Source organism: Microbacterium sp. 5K110 (assembly GCF_005774735.1).
Classification (GTDB): domain Bacteria; phylum Actinomycetota; class Actinomycetes; order Actinomycetales; family Microbacteriaceae; genus Microbacterium.
Genome location: NZ_VBUM01000005.1, coordinates 1 through 20,906, shown reverse-complemented (window position 1 = coordinate 20,906; position 20,906 = coordinate 1). Strand labels below are relative to the sequence as shown.

19 protein-coding genes are annotated in these 20,906 nt (G+C 69.9%); 13 read left to right on the top strand and 6 right to left on the bottom strand.

Annotated features, from left to right (window positions below; genetic code table 11):
* Positions 1–7 precede the first annotated feature (7 nt).
* From FE256_RS02580 to groL, 3 genes are all read left to right on the top strand, one after another.
* Entirely contained in the window at positions 8–592 is a 585-nt protein-coding gene (locus FE256_RS02580) for a LytR C-terminal domain-containing protein (protein WP_138172663.1), read from the top strand.
* A 132-nt stretch (positions 593–724) separates the two neighbouring features.
* On the top strand, positions 725–928 hold the full coding sequence (locus FE256_RS02575; protein ID WP_138172662.1) for a cold-shock protein: 204 nt from the start codon (positions 725–727) through the stop codon (positions 926–928).
* 171 nt (positions 929–1,099) lie between these two features.
* Entirely contained in the window at positions 1,100–2,719 is a 1,620-nt protein-coding gene (groL, locus tag FE256_RS02570; RefSeq protein ID WP_138172661.1) for a chaperonin GroEL, read from the top strand.
* A gap of 252 nt (positions 2,720–2,971) precedes the next feature.
* Here groL and FE256_RS02565 read toward each other — a convergent pair whose 3' ends face one another.
* The 5 genes from FE256_RS02565 to FE256_RS02545 all read right to left on the bottom strand — a co-directional run bounded on the left by FE256_RS02565 (position 2,972) and on the right by FE256_RS02545 (position 9,240).
* Positions 2,972–4,648, bottom strand: a complete 1,677-nt coding sequence (locus FE256_RS02565) for a sensor histidine kinase (protein ID WP_138172729.1) — start codon at positions 4,646–4,648, stop codon at positions 2,972–2,974.
* A 133-nt stretch (positions 4,649–4,781) separates the two neighbouring features.
* Positions 4,782–5,474, bottom strand: a complete 693-nt coding sequence (locus FE256_RS02560; protein WP_138172660.1) for a response regulator transcription factor — start codon at positions 5,472–5,474, stop codon at positions 4,782–4,784.
* Between the two features lie 69 nt (positions 5,475–5,543).
* Complete coding sequence (locus tag FE256_RS02555; RefSeq protein ID WP_138172659.1) at positions 5,544–7,193, bottom strand: DNA repair helicase XPB; 1,650 nt, start codon at positions 7,191–7,193, stop codon at positions 5,544–5,546.
* Between the two features lie 54 nt (positions 7,194–7,247).
* Positions 7,248–8,972 (bottom strand): helicase-associated domain-containing protein, encoded by a 1,725-nt coding sequence (locus FE256_RS02550; RefSeq protein ID WP_138172658.1) that lies wholly within the window; start codon positions 8,970–8,972, stop codon positions 7,248–7,250.
* A 1-nt stretch (position 8,973) separates the two neighbouring features.
* On the bottom strand, positions 8,974–9,240 hold the full coding sequence (locus FE256_RS02545) for a multidrug ABC transporter ATPase (RefSeq protein ID WP_138172657.1): 267 nt from the start codon (positions 9,238–9,240) through the stop codon (positions 8,974–8,976).
* 106 nt (positions 9,241–9,346) lie between these two features.
* Between FE256_RS02545 and FE256_RS02540 the strand changes: the two genes are divergently transcribed.
* Positions 9,347–9,730: a cold-shock protein gene (locus FE256_RS02540; RefSeq protein WP_138172656.1), complete on the top strand. Its 384-nt coding sequence runs from the start codon at positions 9,347–9,349 to the stop codon at positions 9,728–9,730.
* Positions 9,714–10,301, top strand: coding sequence for a DUF3027 domain-containing protein (locus FE256_RS02535; protein WP_138172655.1), 588 nt, complete (start codon positions 9,714–9,716; stop codon positions 10,299–10,301). Before FE256_RS02540 ends, FE256_RS02535 begins: the two co-directional genes overlap by 17 nt.
* 93 nt (positions 10,302–10,394) lie before the next feature.
* On the opposite strand, the gene serC is transcribed toward FE256_RS02535, so the two are convergent.
* Positions 10,395–11,516: a phosphoserine transaminase gene (gene serC, locus FE256_RS02530; protein WP_138172654.1), complete on the bottom strand. Its 1,122-nt coding sequence runs from the start codon at positions 11,514–11,516 to the stop codon at positions 10,395–10,397.
* 94 nt (positions 11,517–11,610) lie between these two features.
* Between serC and FE256_RS02525 the strand changes: the two genes are divergently transcribed.
* The 8 genes from FE256_RS02525 to FE256_RS02490 form a co-directional block, all read left to right on the top strand.
* Positions 11,611–12,309 carry an iron-dependent transcriptional repressor DtxR gene (locus FE256_RS02525; RefSeq protein WP_138172653.1) on the top strand — a complete coding sequence of 233 codons (699 nt, stop codon included), beginning with the start codon at positions 11,611–11,613 and terminating at the stop codon, positions 12,307–12,309.
* Positions 12,310–12,687: 378 nt separating this feature from the next.
* Positions 12,688–13,482: a M23 family metallopeptidase gene (locus tag FE256_RS02520; protein ID WP_252370874.1), complete on the top strand. Its 795-nt coding sequence runs from the start codon at positions 12,688–12,690 to the stop codon at positions 13,480–13,482.
* A gap of 340 nt (positions 13,483–13,822) precedes the next feature.
* Positions 13,823–14,320, top strand: coding sequence for an HNH endonuclease (locus tag FE256_RS02515; RefSeq protein WP_138172652.1), 498 nt, complete (start codon positions 13,823–13,825; stop codon positions 14,318–14,320).
* Positions 14,321–14,427: 107 nt separating this feature from the next.
* Positions 14,428–14,589, top strand: coding sequence for a hypothetical protein (locus FE256_RS02510; RefSeq protein ID WP_212743463.1), 162 nt, complete (start codon positions 14,428–14,430; stop codon positions 14,587–14,589).
* 84 nt (positions 14,590–14,673) lie between these two features.
* A complete protein-coding gene (gene imuA' / locus FE256_RS02505) occupies positions 14,674–15,402 on the top strand; it encodes a DnaE2-dependent mutagenesis accessory factor ImuA' (RefSeq protein WP_252370873.1) in 729 nt (242 codons plus the stop codon).
* On the top strand, positions 15,402–16,946 hold the full coding sequence (locus FE256_RS02500; RefSeq protein ID WP_138172651.1) for a DNA polymerase Y family protein: 1,545 nt from the start codon (positions 15,402–15,404) through the stop codon (positions 16,944–16,946). The genes imuA' and FE256_RS02500 overlap by 1 nt, the downstream gene beginning before the upstream one ends.
* 87 nt (positions 16,947–17,033) lie before the next feature.
* Positions 17,034–20,468, top strand: coding sequence for an error-prone DNA polymerase (locus FE256_RS02495; protein ID WP_138172650.1), 3,435 nt, complete (start codon positions 17,034–17,036; stop codon positions 20,466–20,468).
* 66 nt (positions 20,469–20,534) lie between these two features.
* Positions 20,535–20,906: DUF2510 domain-containing protein (locus FE256_RS02490; protein WP_138172649.1), on the top strand; the 372-nt coding region annotated here is incomplete at its 3' end.

Sequence of the window (20,906 nt, the reverse complement as noted above, 5' to 3'; positions counted from 1 at the left end):
TCGTCCAATGGCCAGATCGACCTTCCCTCGGGATCGCTTCGACGACCTTCCGGCCGATGCGGGCCGTGTCGGTGCCCATCGGGCCGAACGTCCCCGTTCCCGCGGATGGGTCGTGTTCCTCTGGGCCGCGCTGGCCACCCTCGTGCTCGTCATCGTCGGGATCTTCGGCGTGCTCGTGGCTTCGGGGCGCATCTCGCTGAGCTCCGATCCCGCGCCGACGCCGACGGTGGAAGAGACCACCCCCGCGGTGATCGACACCGCCTACTCCGTCGTCGTGCTCAACGGCACGGCCGACGAGGGACTGTCCGGCAACCTCCGCGATCGCATCGTCGAGCTCGGCTGGCCGGGGGATGCCGTGCAGACCGGCGATTCCGACACGACCGACTTCGCCACCACGACGGTGTATTACCTGCGTCCCGACGACGAACAGGCCGCGCGCGGACTGGCCGATGCGATCGGGGGCGCGGAGATCTCGCAGAGCGACTTCCTGCAGCCCACGGACGACCCGAACACCCCCGACGACGAGAGCGCCGAGAAGCGGCTGGTCGTGGTCATCGGGCTCGATCGGGCCGCCGGCCAGCCCACTCCCTGAGCCCCGCCGCGCCGCGTGTTTCCGCGGCGTAAAAAGTTGGATGCCGCCGTGTCAACAATGGTCTCCGGGGCCGGAACGACGAGGGTCCGCGTGCTTACGATGACCTCGTCGTTCAGCAACAGGAGAGTTCGCATGGCCCAGGGCACCGTCAAATGGTTCAACGCCGAGAAGGGTTACGGCTTCATCACCGTGACGGACGGCCAAGACGTCTTCGTCCACTACTCGAACATCGAGATGACCGGATTCCGAGTCCTCGAGGAGGGTCAGGCCGTGGAGTTCACGGTCGGATCCGGGCAGAAGGGTCCGCAGGCGGAGTCCGTTCGCCTCATGGCCTGAGCCCCTCGCTCCCCGCCGCCGTGGCATCCCTCACCGGATGCCACGGCGGCGTCGTTCGTGCGGGGTCGGGGCGGCTTGCACTCCCCAGGGGCGAGTGCCAGAATGAGTTAGCACTCGCTTTCGTCGAGTGCCAAATTTGGAAGTCACCCGTCCGGGAGGGACGACACACTTATGGCAAAGATCATCGCTTTCGACGAAGAGGCCCGGCGCGGTCTCGAGCGCGGCCTCAACACTCTTGCCGACGCCGTCAAGGTGACCCTGGGCCCGCGCGGTCGCAACGTCGTGCTCGAGAAGAAGTGGGGCGCTCCCACCATCACGAACGACGGTGTCTCGATCGCCAAGGAGATCGAGCTCGACGACCCGTTCGAGAAGATCGGCGCCGAGCTGGTCAAGGAAGTCGCCAAGAAGACCGACGACGTGGCCGGTGACGGAACCACCACCGCGACCGTCCTCGCCCAGGCGCTCGTTCGCGAGGGCCTGCGCAACGTCGCCGCCGGCGCCGACCCCATCTCGCTCAAGAAGGGCATCGAGAAGGCCGTCAAGGCCGTCACCGACGAGCTGCTCGCCTCGGCCAAAGAGGTCGAGTCCAAGGAGCAGATCGCTGCGACCGCGTCCATCTCGGCCGCTGACCCCGCGATCGGCGAGCTCATCGCCGAGGCGATCGACAAGGTCGGCAAGGAAGGTGTGGTCACCGTCGAGGAGTCCAACACCTTCGGCACCGAGCTCGAGCTCACCGAGGGCATGCGCTTCGACAAGGGGTACATCAACCCGTACTTCGTCACCGACCCCGAGCGCCAGGAAGCGGTCTTCGAAGACCCCTACATCCTGATCGCGAACCAGAAGATCTCCAACATCAAGGACCTTCTGCCCATCGTCGACAAGGTGATCCAGGAGGGCAAGGAGCTCCTCATCATTGCCGAGGACGTCGAGGGCGAGGCTCTCGCGACGCTCGTGCTCAACAAGATCCGCGGCATCTTCAAGTCGGTCGCCGTCAAGGCTCCCGGCTTCGGCGACCGTCGCAAGGCGCAGCTGCAGGACATCGCGATCCTCACCGGTGGTCAGGTCATCACCGAAGAGGTCGGCCTCAAGCTCGAGAACGCCACCGTCGACCTGCTCGGCCGCGCCCGCAAGGTGATCATCACCAAGGACGAGACCACGATCGTCGAGGGTGCCGGTGACTCCGCGCTGATCGAGGGTCGCGTGACCCAGATCCGTCGCGAGATCGAGAACACCGACAGCGACTACGACCGCGAGAAGCTTCAGGAGCGCCTCGCCAAGCTCGCGGGTGGCGTCGCCGTCATCAAGGCGGGCGCGGCCACCGAGGTCGAACTGAAGGAGCGCAAGCACCGCATCGAGGACGCCGTGCGCAACGCCAAGGCTGCCGTCGAAGAGGGTGTCGTCGCCGGTGGTGGCGTCGCCCTGATCCAGGCGGGCAAGACCGCGTTCGAGACGCTCGAGCTCACCGGTGACGAGGCCACCGGGGCGAACATCGTCAAGGTCGCCATCGAGGCCCCGCTCAAGCAGATCGCGCTGAACGCCGGTCTCGAGCCCGGTGTCGTCGCCAACAAGGTCGCCGAGCTGCCCGTCGGACACGGCCTGAACGCCGCGACCGGCGAGTACGGTGACCTGTTCGCACAGGGCATCATCGACCCGGCCAAGGTGACCCGCTCGGCTCTGCAGAACGCCGCGTCGATCGCCGGTCTGTTCCTCACGACCGAGGCCGTCGTCGCTGACAAGCCCGAGAAGAACCCGGCTCCGGCCGGTGACCCCACGGGTGGCATGGACTTCTGATCCACGCTTCGGCAGTAAGGAAGGCCCCCTCCTCCGGGAGGGGGCCTTCCTCGTTCCTCGGTGCGGCGCGTCGGTGACGCACGCCCGACGTCCCTGGACGAGGTGCGGGAGCGCGTGGCACGCTTCGCGGGCGCGGGGAACCTGGGACCCGACGCAGCGCGGGCTCGGGGCCAGCGCGGGAGCGTGAGTAGCGCGGGCGCGGGCCGGCGAGGGCGCAGGGGCAGCGAGCGTCTGACAGAGAAGCCGACGGCGTCAGGCGGTGGCGTCGGGGAGAGGGACGTCGCTGAGGCGCTCGAGCGGTTGCGTCTCGATGAGCGCGTGCTCGCTCGCATCGCGACGTGCGGCGAGCGGAAGGGAGACGCGGAATGTCGCCCCGCCACCGGGGGTGTCGAAGACCTCGACGGTGCCGTGCAGGAGATCCACGATGGATGCCACGATCGACAGTCCGAGCCCCGAGCCGCCGGTCTCGCGGGTGCGCGACGTGTCGGCGCGCCAGAAGCGCTGGAAGATCTGCTCACGGATCTGTTCGGGGATGCCCTCGCCGTGGTCGATCACTTCGATCCAGCCCATGTCGGCCTCGGCATCCACCCCCACCCGCAGGCCGATCGGGGAGTCTTCGGGAGCGAAGCGGCGGGCGTTGCCGAGCAGGTTCGCCACGACCTGGCGCACGCGGTTCTCGTCGCCCAGGACGATCGGGGCCAGCCGCGGCACGGTGTGCGCTCCGGTGGTGACGGCGGAGGCACGAGAGGCCGACGCCAGCTCGCCGGGCTGCGCGGTCTCCGCGGCGTCGCGGGAACGTCTCCGCAGGCGCGAGAGAGTGGCCCCGGCGATCGCCATCGCGGACGTCGTGGGGGCCGTGCGACGCTTGGCCGAAGACCCCGTCGCGTCGTTGTCGGCTTCCTGTGCCGGCTCGAGCGACATCACCGGCAGCACGATCGCGTCCCGGCTCGTGGTGTCGTCGACTGTGACCTCGCGCTGCGGCGACGTGACGCGCAGGTCGAGGGCGGCATCGCGGGCGATCGGGCGCAGATCGAGCGTCGTGATCGCCACGTCCCGTCGCTCGTCCAGGCGCGCGAGGGCGAGGAGGTCCTCGACCAGCGCGCCCATGCGGATGGCTTCCTTCTCGATGCGCTCCATCGCCTGGGCGACGTCCTCGTCGGAGCGGATCGCGCCCATCCGGTACAGCTCGGCATATCCGCGCATCGTGACCAGCGGCGTGCGCAGCTCGTGGCTCGCGTCGCCGATGAATCGACGCATCTGTCGCACCGTGGCATCCCGCTGGTTGAGGGCACCGTCGATGCGGCCGAGCATCGCGTTGATCGCCGCCTTCAATCGGCCCACCTCGGTGTCGGGCACGATGTCGGTCAGACGCTGACTGAAATCGCCCGCCGCGATGTCCATCGCCGTCGTCTCGACCTGGCCGAGGCTGCGGAAGGTCAGCGTGACCAGCGCGCGGGTCAACAGGGCGCTCGCGATGAGGATCAGCAGGGCGACGAAACCGTAGATGCCGAGGTACGCGGCGACGATGCGGTCGGTGGGGGCCAGCGGTTGAATGACCATCTGGGTGTAGACGCCGTTGTAGCCGGGCACGACGAGCTGACCCACGCGTGCGAGGAAGTGCTGACCCGAGACCGGGTCCTGGAGTTCGATACGGCGATCGACCTGGCTGTAGGTCTGCTCGACGGTGAAGGTCTCGGGCAGTTCCGGCACCGTCTTCATCGCCGTGCCGTTGAAGAACGCCACGCGCTGGCCGTCCGGGCTGTACACCACGACCATCGAACCGATCTGCGGCGCGTTGTCGACCTCCGTGAACCGCACCTGGCCGTCGACCTCGTCGGTCACGAAGATGCTGTTCGCGATGTTTCCGGCCGCCTGCTGCGCCAGCTGCTCATCGAGGTTGTTGATCAGCGTGGTGCGCAGGAACACCATGGTCCCGATGCCCGCGGCGAACAGCCCCACGGCCAAGAGAGTGACCGTGACGCCGGTCACCTTCGTGCGAAGGCTCAGCCGGCGCCACCAGTGGGTCAGCGCGTCGTCGGAGTTCTCCAGGATGGGGCCCCGCTCAGGCGGTCTTGCCCGACTTCAGCATGTAGCCGAAGCCGCGCTTGGTCTGGATGAGCGGCTCCGAGGAGTGCGGATCGATCTTGCGGCGCAGGTAGGAGATGTAGCTCTCGACGATGCCGGCGTCGCCGTTGAAGTCGTACTCCCACACGTGGTCGAGGATCTGCGCCTTGGAGAGCACCCGGTTCGGGTTGAGCATGAGGTAGCGCAGCAGCTTGAACTCGGTCGGGCTGAGGTCGATCGAGACGTCGCCGACGTTGACATCGTGGGTGTCCTGGTCCATCGTCAGCTCGCCCGTGCGGATGACGGATTCCTCATCGGCCTGCATCGTGCGGCGGAGGATCGCCTGGATGCGGGCGACGATCTCGTCGAGGCTGAACGGCTTCGTGACGTAGTCGTCGCCGCCGGCGTTCAGGCCCATGATCTTGTCCTCGGTCTCGTCCTTCGCGGTGAGGAAGAGGATCGGGGCGGTGTAGCCGGCGCCGCGGAGGCGCTTCGTGACGCTGAACCCGTTCATGTCGGGCAGCATCACGTCGAGCACGATGAGGTCGGGTTCCTCTTCGAGGACCGCGGAGATGGTCTGGGCGCCGTTGGCGACGGCCCGGACCTGGAATCCGGCGAAACGCAGGCTCGTGATGAGCAGGTCGCGGATGTTCGGTTCGTCGTCCACGACGAGGATGCGCGGTGCTGTCATGCGCCCATTATCGTGACTTCACTCATGGAAGCGCTGGATATCGCGAGAAACGCCGCGCGCTGATATGGCTCACGCGGCCGCGGCGTCGATTCCGTCGGCATCCAGGATCGTGTACGCGTAGCCCTGTTCGGCCAGGAATCGCTGGCGGTTCTGGGCGAAATCCTGGTCGACGGTGTCGCGGGCGATGAGCGTGTAGAAGCTCGCCGTGTGCCCGGACTGCTTGGGGCGCAGGAGGCGGCCGAGGCGCTGGGCCTCTTCCTGACGGGAGCCGAACGACCCCGAGACCTGCACGGCCACGGATGCCTCGGGCAGGTCCACCGAGAAGTTCGCGACCTTCGACACCACCAGCAGCGAGATCTCTCCCTCGCGGAAGGCCTGGAACAGCTCTTCTCGCTCGGAGACCGGGGTCGAGCCGGTGATCTTGGGAGCGTCCAGGGCGTCGGCGAGCTCGTCGATCTGGTCGAGGTACTGGCCGATCACGAGCACCCGCTCACCGGGGTGACGGTCGATGAGTCGCTTGACGACGTCGATCTTGGCGGGCGCGGTCGCCGCGAGGCGATAGCGGTCCTCGTCGGCGGCGGCGGCGTACTCCAGACGCTCGTCGGCCGGAAGGTCGATGCGCACCTCGTAGCAGGCCGCGGGGGAGATGAAGCCCTGCGCCTCGATCTCCTTCCACGGCGCGTCGAACCGCTTGGGGCCGATGAGGCTGAACACGTCGCCCTCGCGGCCGTCCTCGCGTACGAGGGTCGCGGTGAGGCCCAGACGGCGCCGGGCCTGCAGGTCGGCGGTGAGCTTGAAGACCGGTGCCGGCAGCAGGTGCACCTCGTCGTACAGGACCAGGCCCCAGTCCAGCGCGTCGAGCAGAGCGAGGTGGGCGTACTTGCCGCCGCGCTTGGCGGTGAGGATCTGGTACGTCGCGATCGTGACCGGCTTGATCTCTTTGGACTGACCGGAGTACTCGCCGATCTCCTCGGGGGTCAGGCTCGTCCGACGCAGCAGCTCGTCGCGCCACTGCCGGGCGCTGACGGTGTTGGTGACGAGGATGAGAGTGGTCGTTCGGGTCTCGGCCATCGCTCCGGCGCCGACGAGCGTCTTGCCCGCGCCGCACGGCAGCACCACGACCCCGGAGCCGCCCTCCGAGAAGGACTCGACGGCCTGTCGCTGATAGGGCCGCAGCTTCCAGCCGTCCTCGTCGAGGTCGATCGGATGCGGCGTGCCGGGCGTGTACCCGGCGAGGTCTTCGGCGGGCCAGCCGATCTTCAGCAGCTCCTGCTTGATGTGCCCACGGGCCCACGCGTCGACGGTGAAGCTGTCGGGGGTGGGGTGGCCGATGAGCAGCGGAGCGATGCGCTTGTTGCGCGAGACCTCGCCGAGCACGGCGGGATCGGTCGAACGCAGCACGAGAGCGCCGTCGGCGTCGCGCTCGATGACGAGGCGCCCGTAGCGGCCCACGGTCTCGCGGATGTCGGTGCTCACCGAGGCCGGCACCGGGAAGCGCGTCCAGCGGTCGAGCGTCTGCAGCATCGCATCGGCGTCGTGTCCGGCCGCCCGCGCGTTCCACAGGCCCAACCGAGTGATGCGATACGTGTGGATGTGCTCGGGGGCGCGCTCGAGCTCGGCGAACACCGCGAGTTCGTGTCGCGCCGTCTCCGCATCGGGATGCGCGACTTCCAGGAGCACCGTGCGGTCGCTCTGAACGATGAGGGGACCGTCAGCCATAGCGTTCGATTCTACCCGTGCCCCGTGTGCGAGGTCGCCGGTGGGGCGACTCGTTCAGACGACCGGGCTGACTGCGTCGATGTGCGACAGGGGCAGGGTGCGTTCGACGTCCGCGGCGCGATCGCGGCCCCGGAGCCGTCCACCGCCCAGACCGGTCGCCTCGAGCCGGAACACCCGCGCCGATCCGTCGGGGAGCCGCACGGTGACGTCGACGATCGCGCGAGCGCGCACCGCCTGGTCGAGTTCGCGCTCGAGCCACGCGGCATCCGAATCCTCTCCGCCGGCCCGCAGACGCGAGATCAGGGGGCCATAGACGTCAGCCGGGTCTTCGGGTGTCGCGGTCGTGGCCATCTTCGCCCGCTCCACCGCCCGCGGGCGCCCCTCGTCGTCCACCGCCACGGCCGGGTAACGGGCGTCGCTCAGGGCCCAGAAGACCACATCGGCCGCGACGTGCGTGATCAGTTCGTCGCCCGAGCGGGCGAGGGCGACCGAGCGCAGCCCGGTGTCGACCTCCATCGCACGAAGGAGCGTCTCGTCGTCGGTCTGGACGGTGGTGAGACCGGATGCCGTGTCGGCGGCGACACGCACGCGTCCATGCTCAGCGGAGGTGCGTTCGATGACATACGCCAGCGGTTGGGGCAGGCCGGTCAGGGAGATTCCGGTCAGGAACTCCCGCAGACTCTCGGCGGTCTCGCCGCTCGTGATGGCCGCACCGATCGTCGCCGCGCTGAAGCGGTAGCTGGACGCCTGCGCCCGCGACTCGCGCGCCGCCATGCCGCGCAGCCGCACGTCGAGGTGCGGGGCCAGGGGGCCCGGGGCGATCGCGGTGAGGTCGTTCTGCAGGTACACGCGATCCACTTCGGGCGGAAGCAGGTCCCGCAGGGCCGAGACGTCGACATCGCCGCCGTCGGCGAGTCCTCGTCCCCACGGCGGGACCGCGCCGTCGTCGTCGAGCAGGCCCCAGGCGCGGAGCCGGTGCGTCCACCGTGCGGCCCGCTCGGGCCCGGCGGGATCGAACGGCGTCGCCCCCGCCCAGGTGGTCGGCGGCCTCCATCCGCCCGTGGGCGTTCGATATGCCCGGGGGAGTGCGTCGCGCAGCGCGCGGGCGGTGCTCGCCCAGCGCTCCAGGGTCGGCAGACGCAGCCATGCCCGCCCCGCGGCGGTGACGAGCCACGCGCGGCCGTTCGAGCCCAGCAGGCCCACGCGGGCTGCCGTCCCGACGAGGAGGTCGGCCTCTTCGGCCGAGCCTGCGGCTCCGGCATCGACGAGGCGTCGGCGTTCGCTCGCGCCGAGGGATCCCGAGCCGATCCGGCCCAGGGGAGCGTCCAGCGTCAGCATCAGGACATCGGCCAGCGCGGCGCTGTGGGTGAAGGCGGACTCGGCTGCGGCGTCGTCGTTCGAGACCGCACGAGCCGACGGTCCGGGAGGGACGTCGGCGAGACCTTCGGGTGCGGCCTCGCGCACAGCCGAGGCGACCGCGGCGTAGGGGACGCCGGAATCGTCGACGAGCGCCCGCTGCTGCAGCGCCCGCCGGGTGCCATGCTGCGCCGGGGTGCCGTCGATGACGGCGGCGACGAGCGCCTCCGCCTCCGCGCGGTCCAGCGTGGGCAGGGCGCGCGCCACCGAGCCGGCATCCAGGAGCGCGTCGGCGGCGTCGAACATGTCGCGCCACGTCGCGGATGCCGCGACATGGCGATCAGCGAGGAGCTGCGCGAGATCCTCGTCGCCGAAGGCGCTCAACGAGACCGCCAGTGCACGTTGGTCGGAGGTCTCGGGCACGTCAGCGTCCCTTGTTCGCGCGTGCCCTTCGCACGAAGCTCATGATGAGCACCGCCACGAGGCACGCGAAGGCCACGGGAGGTGCGACGTAGATCAGGACGCCGACGGTGGGCCAGACGCCCGAACTCATGTCGGCCCCGGCGGTGGAGCCGATGATCACGGCGAAGAAGCAGGCGATCGACAGGACGAGCAGACCCAGCGACATGAATGCCAGGATTCGGTCGACGCGACGGATCGGGACGTCGCCGTCGGGGGTGCGTGTGCTCATCGTCGTCAGCCTACTGCCTGGCGGGCGTGGCGTAGGCTGAGGGGCCGGGATCCGATCGGGTCCCGTGTTCCGCCGCGCGATCGCGCACACATTCAGCGAGGTGTCCATGCCCACCGGCAAGGTCAGGTTCTACGACGACGAGAAGGGCTTCGGCTTCATCACCACCGATGACGGCCAGGACGTGTTCCTGCACGCCACCGCCCTGCCCGCCGGGACCCCCGGACCCAAGGCCGGCACCCGTCTGGAGTTCGGTGTGGCCGACGGCAAGCGCGGTCTCCAGGCCCTCTCGGTGCGGGTGCTCGATGCCCCCGTGAGCTTGGCCAAGCGGTCTCGCAAGCCCGCCGACGACATGGCGATCATCGTCGAGGACCTCGTGAAGCTCCTCGACGGCATCGGCGGCGACCTGCGTCGCGGCCGTTACCCGAGTGGCGCTCACGCGAACAAGATCGCCGCGGTCCTGCGTAAGGTCGCCGATGACTTCGAAGCCTGAGCCCGCCGCCGACGAGCGCCTACTCGCCGCCCACGATCTGGCACTGGCGGCTCTCCGCGAGATCACCCCGGCCGATACCATCGGCCCGGCCGCCGGATACACCGTCGAAGAGGGCGGGGCCGTCTCCCTGCGATTCCACACGCGCCTCGCCGGCTACCCGGGGTGGTACTGGACCGTGAGCGTCGCCGTGGTCGATGATTCCGAGCCGACGGTGCTCGAGGCCGAGCTCCTGCCCGGTGAGGGCGCGCTGCTCGCTCCGGACTGGGTGCCGTGGGCGACCCGTCTCGCCGAATACCAGGCGGCGCAGGCGGCAGCGGCCGTCGCGGACGACGACGCGGATGACGACGACCTCGACGACTCCGATGACGACGACGCGGATGACGACTCCGACGACGATGACGACGATGACGAGGAGCCCCAGGCGCGGTTGCACGCGGGCGACCTCGACGGTGTCGACATCGACGAGTTGGACGAGACCGCCGACGACTCCGACGACTCGGATCCCGACGACTCGGACGACGACGACGACTCCGACAGCTCGGACGACGACGAGCGCGAACGCAGCTACTGACGCGCGTCGGGGCGGCGCGCGGTGGACGTGTCGCCGGCCCGGACGACGGAAGCCGCCTCGCGGGGCGAGACGGCTTCCTGTGCGCGACGGGACTCAGCCGCGGGGCAGGTGCTCGATCGTGTAGTCGATCGCCCCGATGAGCCGACGCACGTCGTCCGGTTCGATCGAGACGAAGGTCGCGATACGGAGCTGATTGCGCCCCAGCTTTCGATAGGGCTCGGTGTCGACGATGCCGTTCGCGCGCAGGCTCTTGGCCACCGCGGATGCGTCGACGGACTCCTCGAAGTCGATCGTGACGACGACCGGCGACCGGTCGACCGGGTCGGCGACGAACGGTGTCGCGACGGAGCTTGCCTCCGCCCACTCGTACAGCGCGGACGAGGACTCCGCCGTGCGGGCGCCGGCCCACGACAAGCCGCCGTTGTCGAGGATCCAGCCCAACTGCTCGTCGAGCAGAAGGAGGGTCGCGAGGGCGGGGGTGTTGAGGGTCTGCTGCAGCCGCGAGTTGTCGACGGCGTTCTTCAGGCTCAGGAACTCGGGGATGTAGCGCCCAGATGCCGCGATCCGCTCGATCCGCTCGATCGCGGCGGGCGACACGGCGGCGTACCAGAGTCCGCCGTCCGAGCCGAGGTTCTTCTGCGGGGCGAAGTAATACACGTCGGCCTGGGTCGCGTCGAAGTCGATGCCGCCGGCGGCGCTGGTGGCATCGATGACGGTGAGGGCGCCCGCGTCGGCCATGACACGGGTGATCGGCGCCGAGACGCCCGTCGACGTCTCGTTGTGCGGCCAGGCGTAGACGTCCACCCCTTCGACGGCCTCGAACGCCGTGCGTGTTCCGGGCTCCGCGCGGCGCACGTCGGGCGCCTGCAGCCACGGGGCGGCGGCGGCCGCGGCGAACTTGCCACCGAACTCACCGAAGACGAGGTTCTGGCTGCGGTTCTCGATGAGACCGAAGGCGGCGGCATCCCAGAAGGCGGTCGACCCGCCGTTTCCGAGGATGATCTCGTACCCCTCGGGCAGACGGAACAGCTGCGCGAGCCGCTCGCGGGTGCCGGCGACGAGGTTCTTCACCGGCGCCTGGCGGTGCGAGGTGCCCAGGATCGTGGCGCCGCGCGTGACGAGCGCCTCGAGCTGCGCACCGCGCACCTTGGAGGGGCCGCACCCGAAGCGACCGTCGGCGGGCAGGAGTTCGGTGGGGAGGTCCACGTGCGGCATGCGTCGATTCTAGGGCGGGGTTCGCACCCGCCCGCGCGTGTGTCGGAGGGGGTCGGTAGGCTGGGAGAACCGCCGCGAAGCCGAGGAATCCTCAATGACCGATCTCATCGATACCACCGAGATGTACCTGCGCACGATCCTCGAACTGGAGGAAGAGAACATCGTTCCCCTGCGCGCCCGCATCTCCGAACGGCTGGGGCACTCCGGTCCGACCGTCTCGCAGACGGTGGGGCGTATGGAGCGCGACGGCCTCGTCGTCGTCTCCGAGGACCGACGCCTCGAGCTCACCGACGACGGGCGGCAGAAGGCGGTCGACGTCATGCGCAAGCACCGTCTCGCCGAGCGTCTGCTCAGCGACGTCATCGGGTTGGACTGGGCCTACGTCCACGACGAGGCCTGCCGCTGGGAGCACGTCATGAGCGAGCAGGTCGAGCGTCGCCTCGTCGAACTCCTCGGACACCCGACCGAATCGCCGTACGGCAACCCCATCCCCGGCCTCGACCAGTTGGGCGACACGGCCAGTTCCACATTCGAAGAGGGTGTGGTGGGTCTGGTGCGCAAGCTGACTGATGCCGGTGCACCGATCTCCGGAACCGTCCGGCGTCTCGCCGAGCCGGCGCAGGTCGATCCCGAGTTGCTGCAGCAACTCAAAGCGGCGGGTGTTCTGCCGGGCAAGCGCGGGAACTACCGCTTCAACGAGGGCTACGTGCTCGTCGAGATGGACGGCGTCGATGACGGGCTGGAGTTGCCCGTCGAGGTCGCGTCGCACATCTTCCTCGTCGACGAGGCCTGAATCCCGTTGGCCGCCCGACCTGCGTCTGCCGGTCGGGCGGTGTGCGCATCCCGGACATCGTCTATACACCTCTGCCTCAGGCGTGACAGTTTCGTTATCTTCGGGTAGCCTCGGAAAGTCCACAGGCGAGAAGCCCGCCGTCGGACCCCTCGCGGTTTGCCTCACCGGCTCGTCGTCCGCAGAGGGTGAAGCCCGCACATCGTGCCCCATCGAGTGCTGACGAGCCAGCGTCCTGGACGCAGAGGCGCCGGAGGAAATTTGGCTGAACACATCGATCCCGCTGCGGACCTGCCCGAGGTTCCTGCGACGGGTCAGACTCGTAAGAGCGCGCGCGCCGCGGTCTCCCGACCCTCTCGTCGTCCCTCGCGGACGCCGGTCGTGACCTCCGCTGCCGTCGCTCGTCCCGCTCCCGCGCCGCGCGCGTCCTCGCCGTTCCGGCGGGGTACGAAGCCGCTGCGCAGTGCCGTCATCCTGTCGATGGTCGCCGGACTCGTCGCGACCGTCGCCATCCCCGCGTATGCGGCCACGATCCCGGCCGCCGAGACGATGACGCTGCAAGAGATGTCGGCCCCCGACAACCAGTCGCTCGTGGTCGCTTCCGGCGTGACGGCCGGCACGCTCGACCGCAGCAGCTATTCAGCGACCACCGCCGACGAGATCCAGAAGAAGAAGGATCAGGAGGCCGCCGCAGCGGCCGCCGCCGAACGGGCACGGCAGCTCGCCGCGAACGCGAATGTCGCCGTCTCGTCGGTCAACCTCAACATGACCGCCCCCGGCTCGGGTGAAGTGCGCTGGCCGCTGACCGGCTACACGCTCGGTCGCGGTCTCTGGGACTCCGGCTACCACCAGGGTGTCGACCTGCTCGCCCCCGGTGGGCAGCCCATCTTCGCCGCGGCCGCCGGTGTCGTGAGCACGTCGTCCGAGAGCTTCGGCGGCTATGGCGTCGGCATCGTCATCGAGCACGTCATCAACGGGCAGAAGGTCTCCACGACCTACGGCCACATGACCTACGGCAGCCGCCAGGTGCAGGCGGGGCAGACCGTCGCTGCCGGCCAGCTCATCGGCCTGGTCGGCTCGACCGGCAGCTCGACCGCGAACCACCTGCACTTCGAGGTGCACATCAACGGTTCCGTGGTCGACCCGTACGCCTGGCTGCAGCAGAACGCCGGCTGATTTTCACAACGACAGACGGCGTGCCGGAGACGATCGTTCTCCGACACGCCGTCTGTCGTTTCCCGGTGCAGCCGACCCCGGGCGTGTCGCCGTGGGTTAGCCTGTTCGCGACGTCGGGAGAACCGGAGGGAAAGCCGATGGACGCCATGCCTCGCATCCGCACCATGGATGCGCTCGGGCTGCTCGTTCTTCGGCATCGCATGAGCGGATGCCGCGGTCTCGCCGCGACCTCCGAGGCGCTGTCTGAATAGACAGCGCCTTTTTTCGTGCCCCTGCGCCTCTTCCGCCGCCGCGAGTCGAACATCCGAGAAGCCGTCTCGGCCATTCGAGAGGAAACGGAATGCGCACACTTGTGCTGAACGCGGGCTACGAGCCGCTCGCCGTCGTGTCGTTCAAGCGGGCCCTCGTGCTCGTGATGAACGAGAAGGCCACCGTCGTCGAATGCGTCGACGAAGATCCGGTCTGGGCGGCGGCGGGGACCTACGACCGTCCCGCGGTGATCATCCTGACGCGCTATGTGCGCGTGCCCGGGGCCCGTCGCGTGCCGGTGACCCGTCGCGGGGTCCTGCGCCGTGATGCGCACCGCTGTGGATACTGCGGGAAGGCGGCCTCGACGATCGATCATGTGCTTCCCCGCTCGCGCGGTGGCAAGGACACGTGGGAGAACCTCGTGGCGTGCTGCCTGCGCTGCAACAACGTCAAGGGTGATCGCACGCCCCAGGAGATGATGTGGGAACTGCGCCTGATCCCCGGTCCGCCACGCGGATCGTCGTGGACGGTGCGCGGGGTCGACAAGTCCGATCCGCGCTGGGAGCCGTATCTGGCACTGGCCGCGTGAGACCTCGCGATCATCGGCTCCGCCGGGCCGTGGCATCCGGAGCGGTGGTGTGAGGGAGGCATGACTCGTGCCCTGCTCGTCATCGACGTCCAGCGCGAGGATGCGACGTGACGGTCGTCCTGGATGCCACGCGCACCTTCGACCTGTCGGCGGAGGTCGTGGGGCTCGGGGTCGTCACGCGTTCGGCCGCCGAGCTGATGACCGCGACCGCCCTGGTGCTGCAGCAGGGAGGATTCGCCCGCATCGCGCGGACCGCCGACCTGGTCTGAGGTCGCGGAGGCGATGTCGGAGGGTGATCGTATCTTCGAACCACAGGGATTGAGAGTGTAGAACACATGTTCTAACCTGTGGGAGTGAGGGCGATCGTGCGAGACCAGGTGCAGGCCGTACCCGACATCCACGCGCTCCGCGATCGTCTCGAGCGCATGCAGGGTCGCCGCATGGACGCGCCGGTTCTGCCGACGCATCCCGCTTTCTCCTCGCTGCTGCCGGGCGGCGGTCTTCGTTCGGGCTCGGCGTACGCGATCGCCCGCTCGATGTCACTGCTGCTGGCGCTCATGGCGCGGCCCTCGCAGGACGGGGCGTGGTGCGGGGTCATCGGCATGCCAGAGCTGGGAGCCGAAGCCGCCGAGAAGTACGGTCTCGATCTCGATCGACTGGTCTTCATCCCCGACCCCGGACCCCGCTGGCTGGCGGTGACGGCCACGATCGCCGAGGTCCTGCCCGTCGTGGCGGTGCGTCCCCCGGCGGGGTCGACCACCGCGCGCGGTGGCACCGAGGTCACGAGACTCGCGGCCCGGTTGCGCGATCGCGGCACGGTCCTGCTGGTGCAGGGCGCATGGCCGCAGGCGGAGGCCGTGATCGACGTCGCCGATCCCCGGTGGGCGGGCGTGGGGCAGGGGCACGGCTATCTCGCCGGACGTGAGCTGACGGTGTCGGTCAGCAGCAAGCGCACGCCCACGGCCCGTCGCGCCCGCATGCTCCTCCCCGCCGCCGACGGATCGATCGAGATGCTCGGCGCACCGACCGAGAGGCTCGTCGCGCGCGAGCACGGGGGCTACCGGCAGAGGGCGGCGGGCTGATGCGCGAACCGACGCGCAGCCTCGTGATGTGGCTCCCCGACTGGCCGGTGCTGGCGTACCGCCGCGAGGCCGCACGGCCCCCGCGCGCCGACACCCCCGTCGCGGTGTTCGAGAACAACACGGTCGTGGCCTGCTCCGCCGCGGCGCGCGCCCAGGGGGTACGCCGGGGGCAACGTCGTCGGGATGCCCAGGCGCTGTGCCCCTCGCTCGTCGTCATCGCCGCCGATCCGGTGCGCGACGCGCGTGTCTTCGCCCCGGTCGTGGCATTGATCGAGGAGCGCGCCCCGGGGGTCCAGATCGTCCGTCCGGGGCTCTGCGCCCTCCGCGCGCGCGGACCGGCGCGCTACTACGGCGGAGAAGACGAGGCCGCGCGCACCCTCGTGCGGCTGCTCGTGGCCGAGGGGTTCACCGACGCTCGCGCGAGCGTCGCCGACGGTGTCTTCACCGCAGAGCACGCCGCCCGCGTCACCCGCGCCGACGAGCCCGTGCGCGTGGTGCCCGGGGGGCAGGCGGCCGCTTTCCTCGCCCCGCTTCCGGTGACCGCGCTCGAAGACCCCGACCTGGCGAGCCTGCTGGCGCGCTTGGGGGTCCACACGCTGGGGGAGTTCGCCGCCATGCCGGTCGAGCGGGTCCGGGAACGGTTCGCCGAGCGCGGAGCGCGACTGCACGCCCTCGCTTCGGGGCGTGACTCCCAGCCGGTGCAGCCGCGCACCCCACCGCCCGAGCTCCGCCGTGAGGTCGCCTTCGAGCCACCGCTCGAGCTCGCCGACCAGATCGCATTCGGTATGCGGGTAGCGGCCGAGGAGTTCATCGCGCGCCTGGGCGAGCAGAACCTGGTGTGCACCGAGGTGCGCGTCGTGCTTTCGGGCGAGCGCGGCGAACGCAGCGAACGCGTGTGGCTGCACCCCGGGTCCTTCGACGCCGGGGCCGTGGTCGATCGCGTGCGATGGCAGCTCGCCGAGGACGGTCGCGGCATCTTCGGCAGCGGTGTCGCCGGGGTCTCCATCGAGCCCGAGGCGGTGGACGAGGCATCCCACCATGTCAAGGGACTCTTCGGAGCCGGGCCTGACGAGAGGGTGCATCACGCGTTCTCCCGGGTGCAGGCCATGCTCGGCCACCGCGCCGTCGTCACCCCGGTCGTCGGCGGGGGGCGGTGGTTGGCGGAGCGTCAGGTCTTGGTGCCGTGGGGCGACCGCGCAGTGACGGCGAAGGACCGCGCCCGGCCCTGGCCGGGGAGCCTTCCCGATCCCCTTCCGGCGACGGTATATCCCGAACCCCGGCTCGTGGAGGTCACCGACGTCGCGGGGGCGTCGGTGACGGTGGGGGACCGCGATGCGTTGAGCGCGCCGCCGGCGATCCTCGACGCGGGCGGCCGACGCATGCGCATCCGGGAGTGGGCGGGCCCCTGGCCGATCAGCGAGCGCGGGTGGGATCCGCTGCGTCGACGGCGGGCCCACCGCTTCCAAGTGGTCGATGACGACGGGGGCGCGTGGCTGCTCGTCGTCGAAGAAGGCGAATGGCGGGCGGAGGGGCGCTATGACTGAGCGCCAGCGTGTGCCGGCGCCCGTTCTGCTCCTCGGCCCGGTGATCGCTACGGCACCGCGGTCGACACCCCGGGTGGGGCGCGCCTGATGGGCTTCCACAACCCCCCGGTGAAGTGGTCCGAGCTGGAGCGCGCGCTGAGCGACACGCGACGCCCCGTTTCGACCCCGCCGAACGGCGACGGCGGTGACAGTCCCGCGTGGTCGCACAAGCGTGGTCCGTACGTTCCCCCCACGATCGCGCGACCCGACGACGCCGTTCCGTACGCCGAACTGCACGCGCATTCGTCGTACTCATTCCTTGACGGGGCGTCCTCGCCCGAAGAACTCGTAGAAGAGGCCGAGCGGCTCGGACTCCACGCGCTCGCGCTCACCGACCATGACGGCTTCTACGGCATCGTGCGCTTCGCCGAAGCGGCGGAGGCCCGCACGGTGCGCACCGTCTTCGGCGCCGAACTGTCGCTCGGACTCGACGGTCCGCAGAACGGTCGGGCCGATCCCGCCGGTTCCCATCTGCTGGTGCTCGCCCGGGGCGAAGAGGGGTACCACCGACTCGCCGGCGCACTGACCCACGCCCAACTCTCCGGCGGAGAGAAGGGGCGACCCGTCTATGACCTCGCCGACCTGGCTCAACGCGCTGGCGGCCCGGACGATCCGCAGTGGGCGGTGCTCACCGGATGCCGCAAGGGGAGCGTCCGTCAAGCCCTGGCATCCGAGGGACCGGCGGGAGCCGCTCGTGCGCTCGACCTCCTCGTAGAGCTGTTCGGGCCCCAGGCCGTGTACGTCGAACTCATCGACCACGGCGGTCCGCTCGACTCGGCTCACAACGACCTGCTGGCCGCGCTCGCGGCCGACCGCGGACTCCCCGTTCTCGCCACGAACAACGTCCACTACTCCGCCCCGTCGAAAGAGCTGCTGGCCGCGGCGGTCGCCGCCGTGCGTGCCAACCGCAGTCTCGACGAGCTCGACGGGTGGTTGCCCGCGCACGCCGGTGCGCATCTGCGCTCGGGGGTCGAGATGGCGGCACGTTTCGCCCGCTACCCGGGGGCGGTCGCGCGCACGGTCACTCTCGCCGACGAGCTGGCCTTCCCCCTGCGTCGGGCCAAGCCGGCCCTCCCGAAGCAGGCCGTTCCCGAGGGGCACACCCCGATGTCATGGTTGCGGCATCTGGTGTGGGATGCCGTTCCCCGGAAGTACCCGACCCTCTCCGGCGAGGACCGCGACCGCATCGAGCGGGAGCTCGCCGTCATCGAGATGAAGGACTTCCCGGGCTACTTCCTCATCGTCCACGGCATCGTCGCCGAAGCCCGACGGCGCGGCATCCTGTGCCAGGGGCGCGGATCGGCGGCCAACAGCGCCGTGTGCTACCTGCTCGACATCACCGCGGTCGACTCGATCTTCTACCGCCTGCCGTTCGAGCGGTTCCTGTCGAGCCTGCGCGATGAAGAGCCCGACATCGACGTCGACTTCGACTCCGATCGCCGGGAAGAGATCATTCAGTGGGTCTACGAGACCTATGGGCGCGACCGCGCGGCACAGGTGGCCAACGTCATCCAGTACCGTCCCAAGAACGCCGTGCGTGACATGGCCCGCGCCCTGGGGCATTCGCCGGGGCAGCAGGACGCCTGGTCGAAGCAGGTCGAGCGGTGGGGCGCGACGCTCGAGACCGGTGCCGACCACGACATCCCCGACGAGGTCATCGAGTTCGCGTCCGAGCTTCTGAAGGCGCCCCGGCATCTCGGCATCCACTCCGGGGGCATGGTGCTCACCGATCGTCCCGTCGGTGAGGTCGTGCCGATCGAGCACGCCCGCATGGAGAACCGCACGGTGATCCAGTGGGACAAAGACGACGCCGCCTGGATGGGGCTGGTGAAGTTCGACCTGCTGGGCCTGGGGATGCTCGCGGCGCTGCAGTACTGCTTCGACCTGATCCGGGATGCCACGGGCGAGGCGTGGGAGCTGTCGACGCTGCCGAAGGAAGAGAAGGCCGTGTACGACATGCTGTGCCGCGCCGACTCGATCGGGGTGTTCCAGGTGGAGTCGCGTGCCCAGATGGGGTTGCTGCCGCGTCTGCAACCCCGGCGTTTCTACGACCTGGTGGTGCAGATCGCGCTCATCCGGCCGGGGCCCATCCAGGGTGGGGCCGTGCATCCTTTCGTGCGGCGAAAGCTCGGACAGGAGCCGATCACGTACGTGCACGAGAAGCTGCGCCCCGTGCTCGAGCGCACGATGGGGGTGCCCGTCTTCCAGGAGCAGCTCATGCAGATGGCCGTCGCCATCGGCAACTGCACCGCCGAGGATGCCGACCTGCTCCGACGGGCGATGGGCTCCAAACGCGGGCTCGAGCGCATCGACTCGTTGCGCGAGAAGCTCTACGCCGGCATGGCCGAGAACGGTCTGGTGGGGCAGGTGGCCGACCAGCTGTACGCCAAGATCCAGGCGTTCGCGAACTTCGGGTTCGCCGAGTCGCACTCGCTTTCGTTCGGGCTGCTCGTCTACGCCAGTTCGTGGATCAAGCTGCACTACCCGGCGGCGTTCCTCGCGGGGCTCCTGCGCGCGCAGCCGATGGGGTTCTATTCGCCCGCGACGCTCACCGCCGACGCGCGCCGGCACGGCGTGCAGGTGCGGCGGCCCGACCTGCGGCGGTCGGGTGTCGAAGCGGGACTCGAGCCCCTCGACGACGCGACGGGGGGAACGGATGCCACTCATCGCCGCCCCACCACGGGCAGAGAGGCTTGCGCGCACGCCGATCAGCCGCCGACGGGTGATTTCGACCGTTCGGCCCCCGACGAGTCGGAGGCCCACCGCCGCGACGGGGCGTTCGCCGTGCGGATGGGACTCGCCGGCGTGACGGGGATCGGGGCGAAAGTCGCCGAACGTATCGTCGCCGAACGCGAGAGCGGCGGCGCCTACCGCGATCTGCGCGACCTGGTGCGCCGCACCGGGCTCGTGACCGCGCAGCTCGAAGCCCTGGCCACCGCCGGCGCATTCGAGTGCCTCGGGCATTCGCGACGCGAGGCGATCTGGCTCTCGGGTCCGGCGGCGCTGGATCGGCCCGAGTTCCTGCCCGACTCGGTGGCCTTCGTGCAGCCCCCGCTGTTCACCGATCCCTCGAGCTACGAGGTGCTCGCTGCCGACCTGTGGGCGACGGGACTCTCCACCGACGACCACCCGCTCACGCACTTCCGGTCCGCCCTCGACGCGCGGGGCGTGCTCACTTCGCGCGAGTTGCGCACGGCCGAGACCGATCGGCGCGTCGAGGTCGCGGGGCTGGTCACACATCGGCAACGCCCGGCGACGGCATCCGGGATCACGTTCCTCAATCTCGAGGACGAGCACGGCCTCATGAACATCGTGTGCTCGGTCGGGGTGTGGAACCGCTACCGGCGGATCGCGCGGGAGTCTCCGGCACTCATCGTGCGCGGAATGCTCGAGAGATCGGTGGAAGGGGTCACCAACGTGGTCGCCGATGGGTTCACCGACCTGCGGGTGGGGGTTCTGCACACCTCGAGGGACTTCCGATGACCACGGCGGGCGTTACTAGACTCGGAGGACGCGCAGGCCGCACCGACGCACCACAGGGGGAACGACATGACCGACACGCCTCTCACGCCCGACGGCTGGTACCCCGACCCCGCCGGAGGCGGCGGGCTGCGCCGCTGGAACGGCAGCGCGTGGACCGACGAGGTGCGCCCGCCTGCAGACGCTCCGGCCGCTGCCGAGGCGCCGGCCGCTGCGGAGGCGTCTGCCGCGGAGTCCCCGGCCGCGGAGTCCCCGGCCGCTCCCGAAGCGCCCTCGACGACCGGGGCCGAGCCCGTGGCCGCGCCCGCCGCGGAGCCCGTGGCCGCGCCGTCCGCGCCCGCCGCGGAGCCCGTGGCCGCGCCGTCCGCGCCCGCCGCGGAGCCCGCGGTCCCGCCGGTCGCACCCGCCGGTGCTCCCGCGTACCCCGCCGCCCCCGCGTAC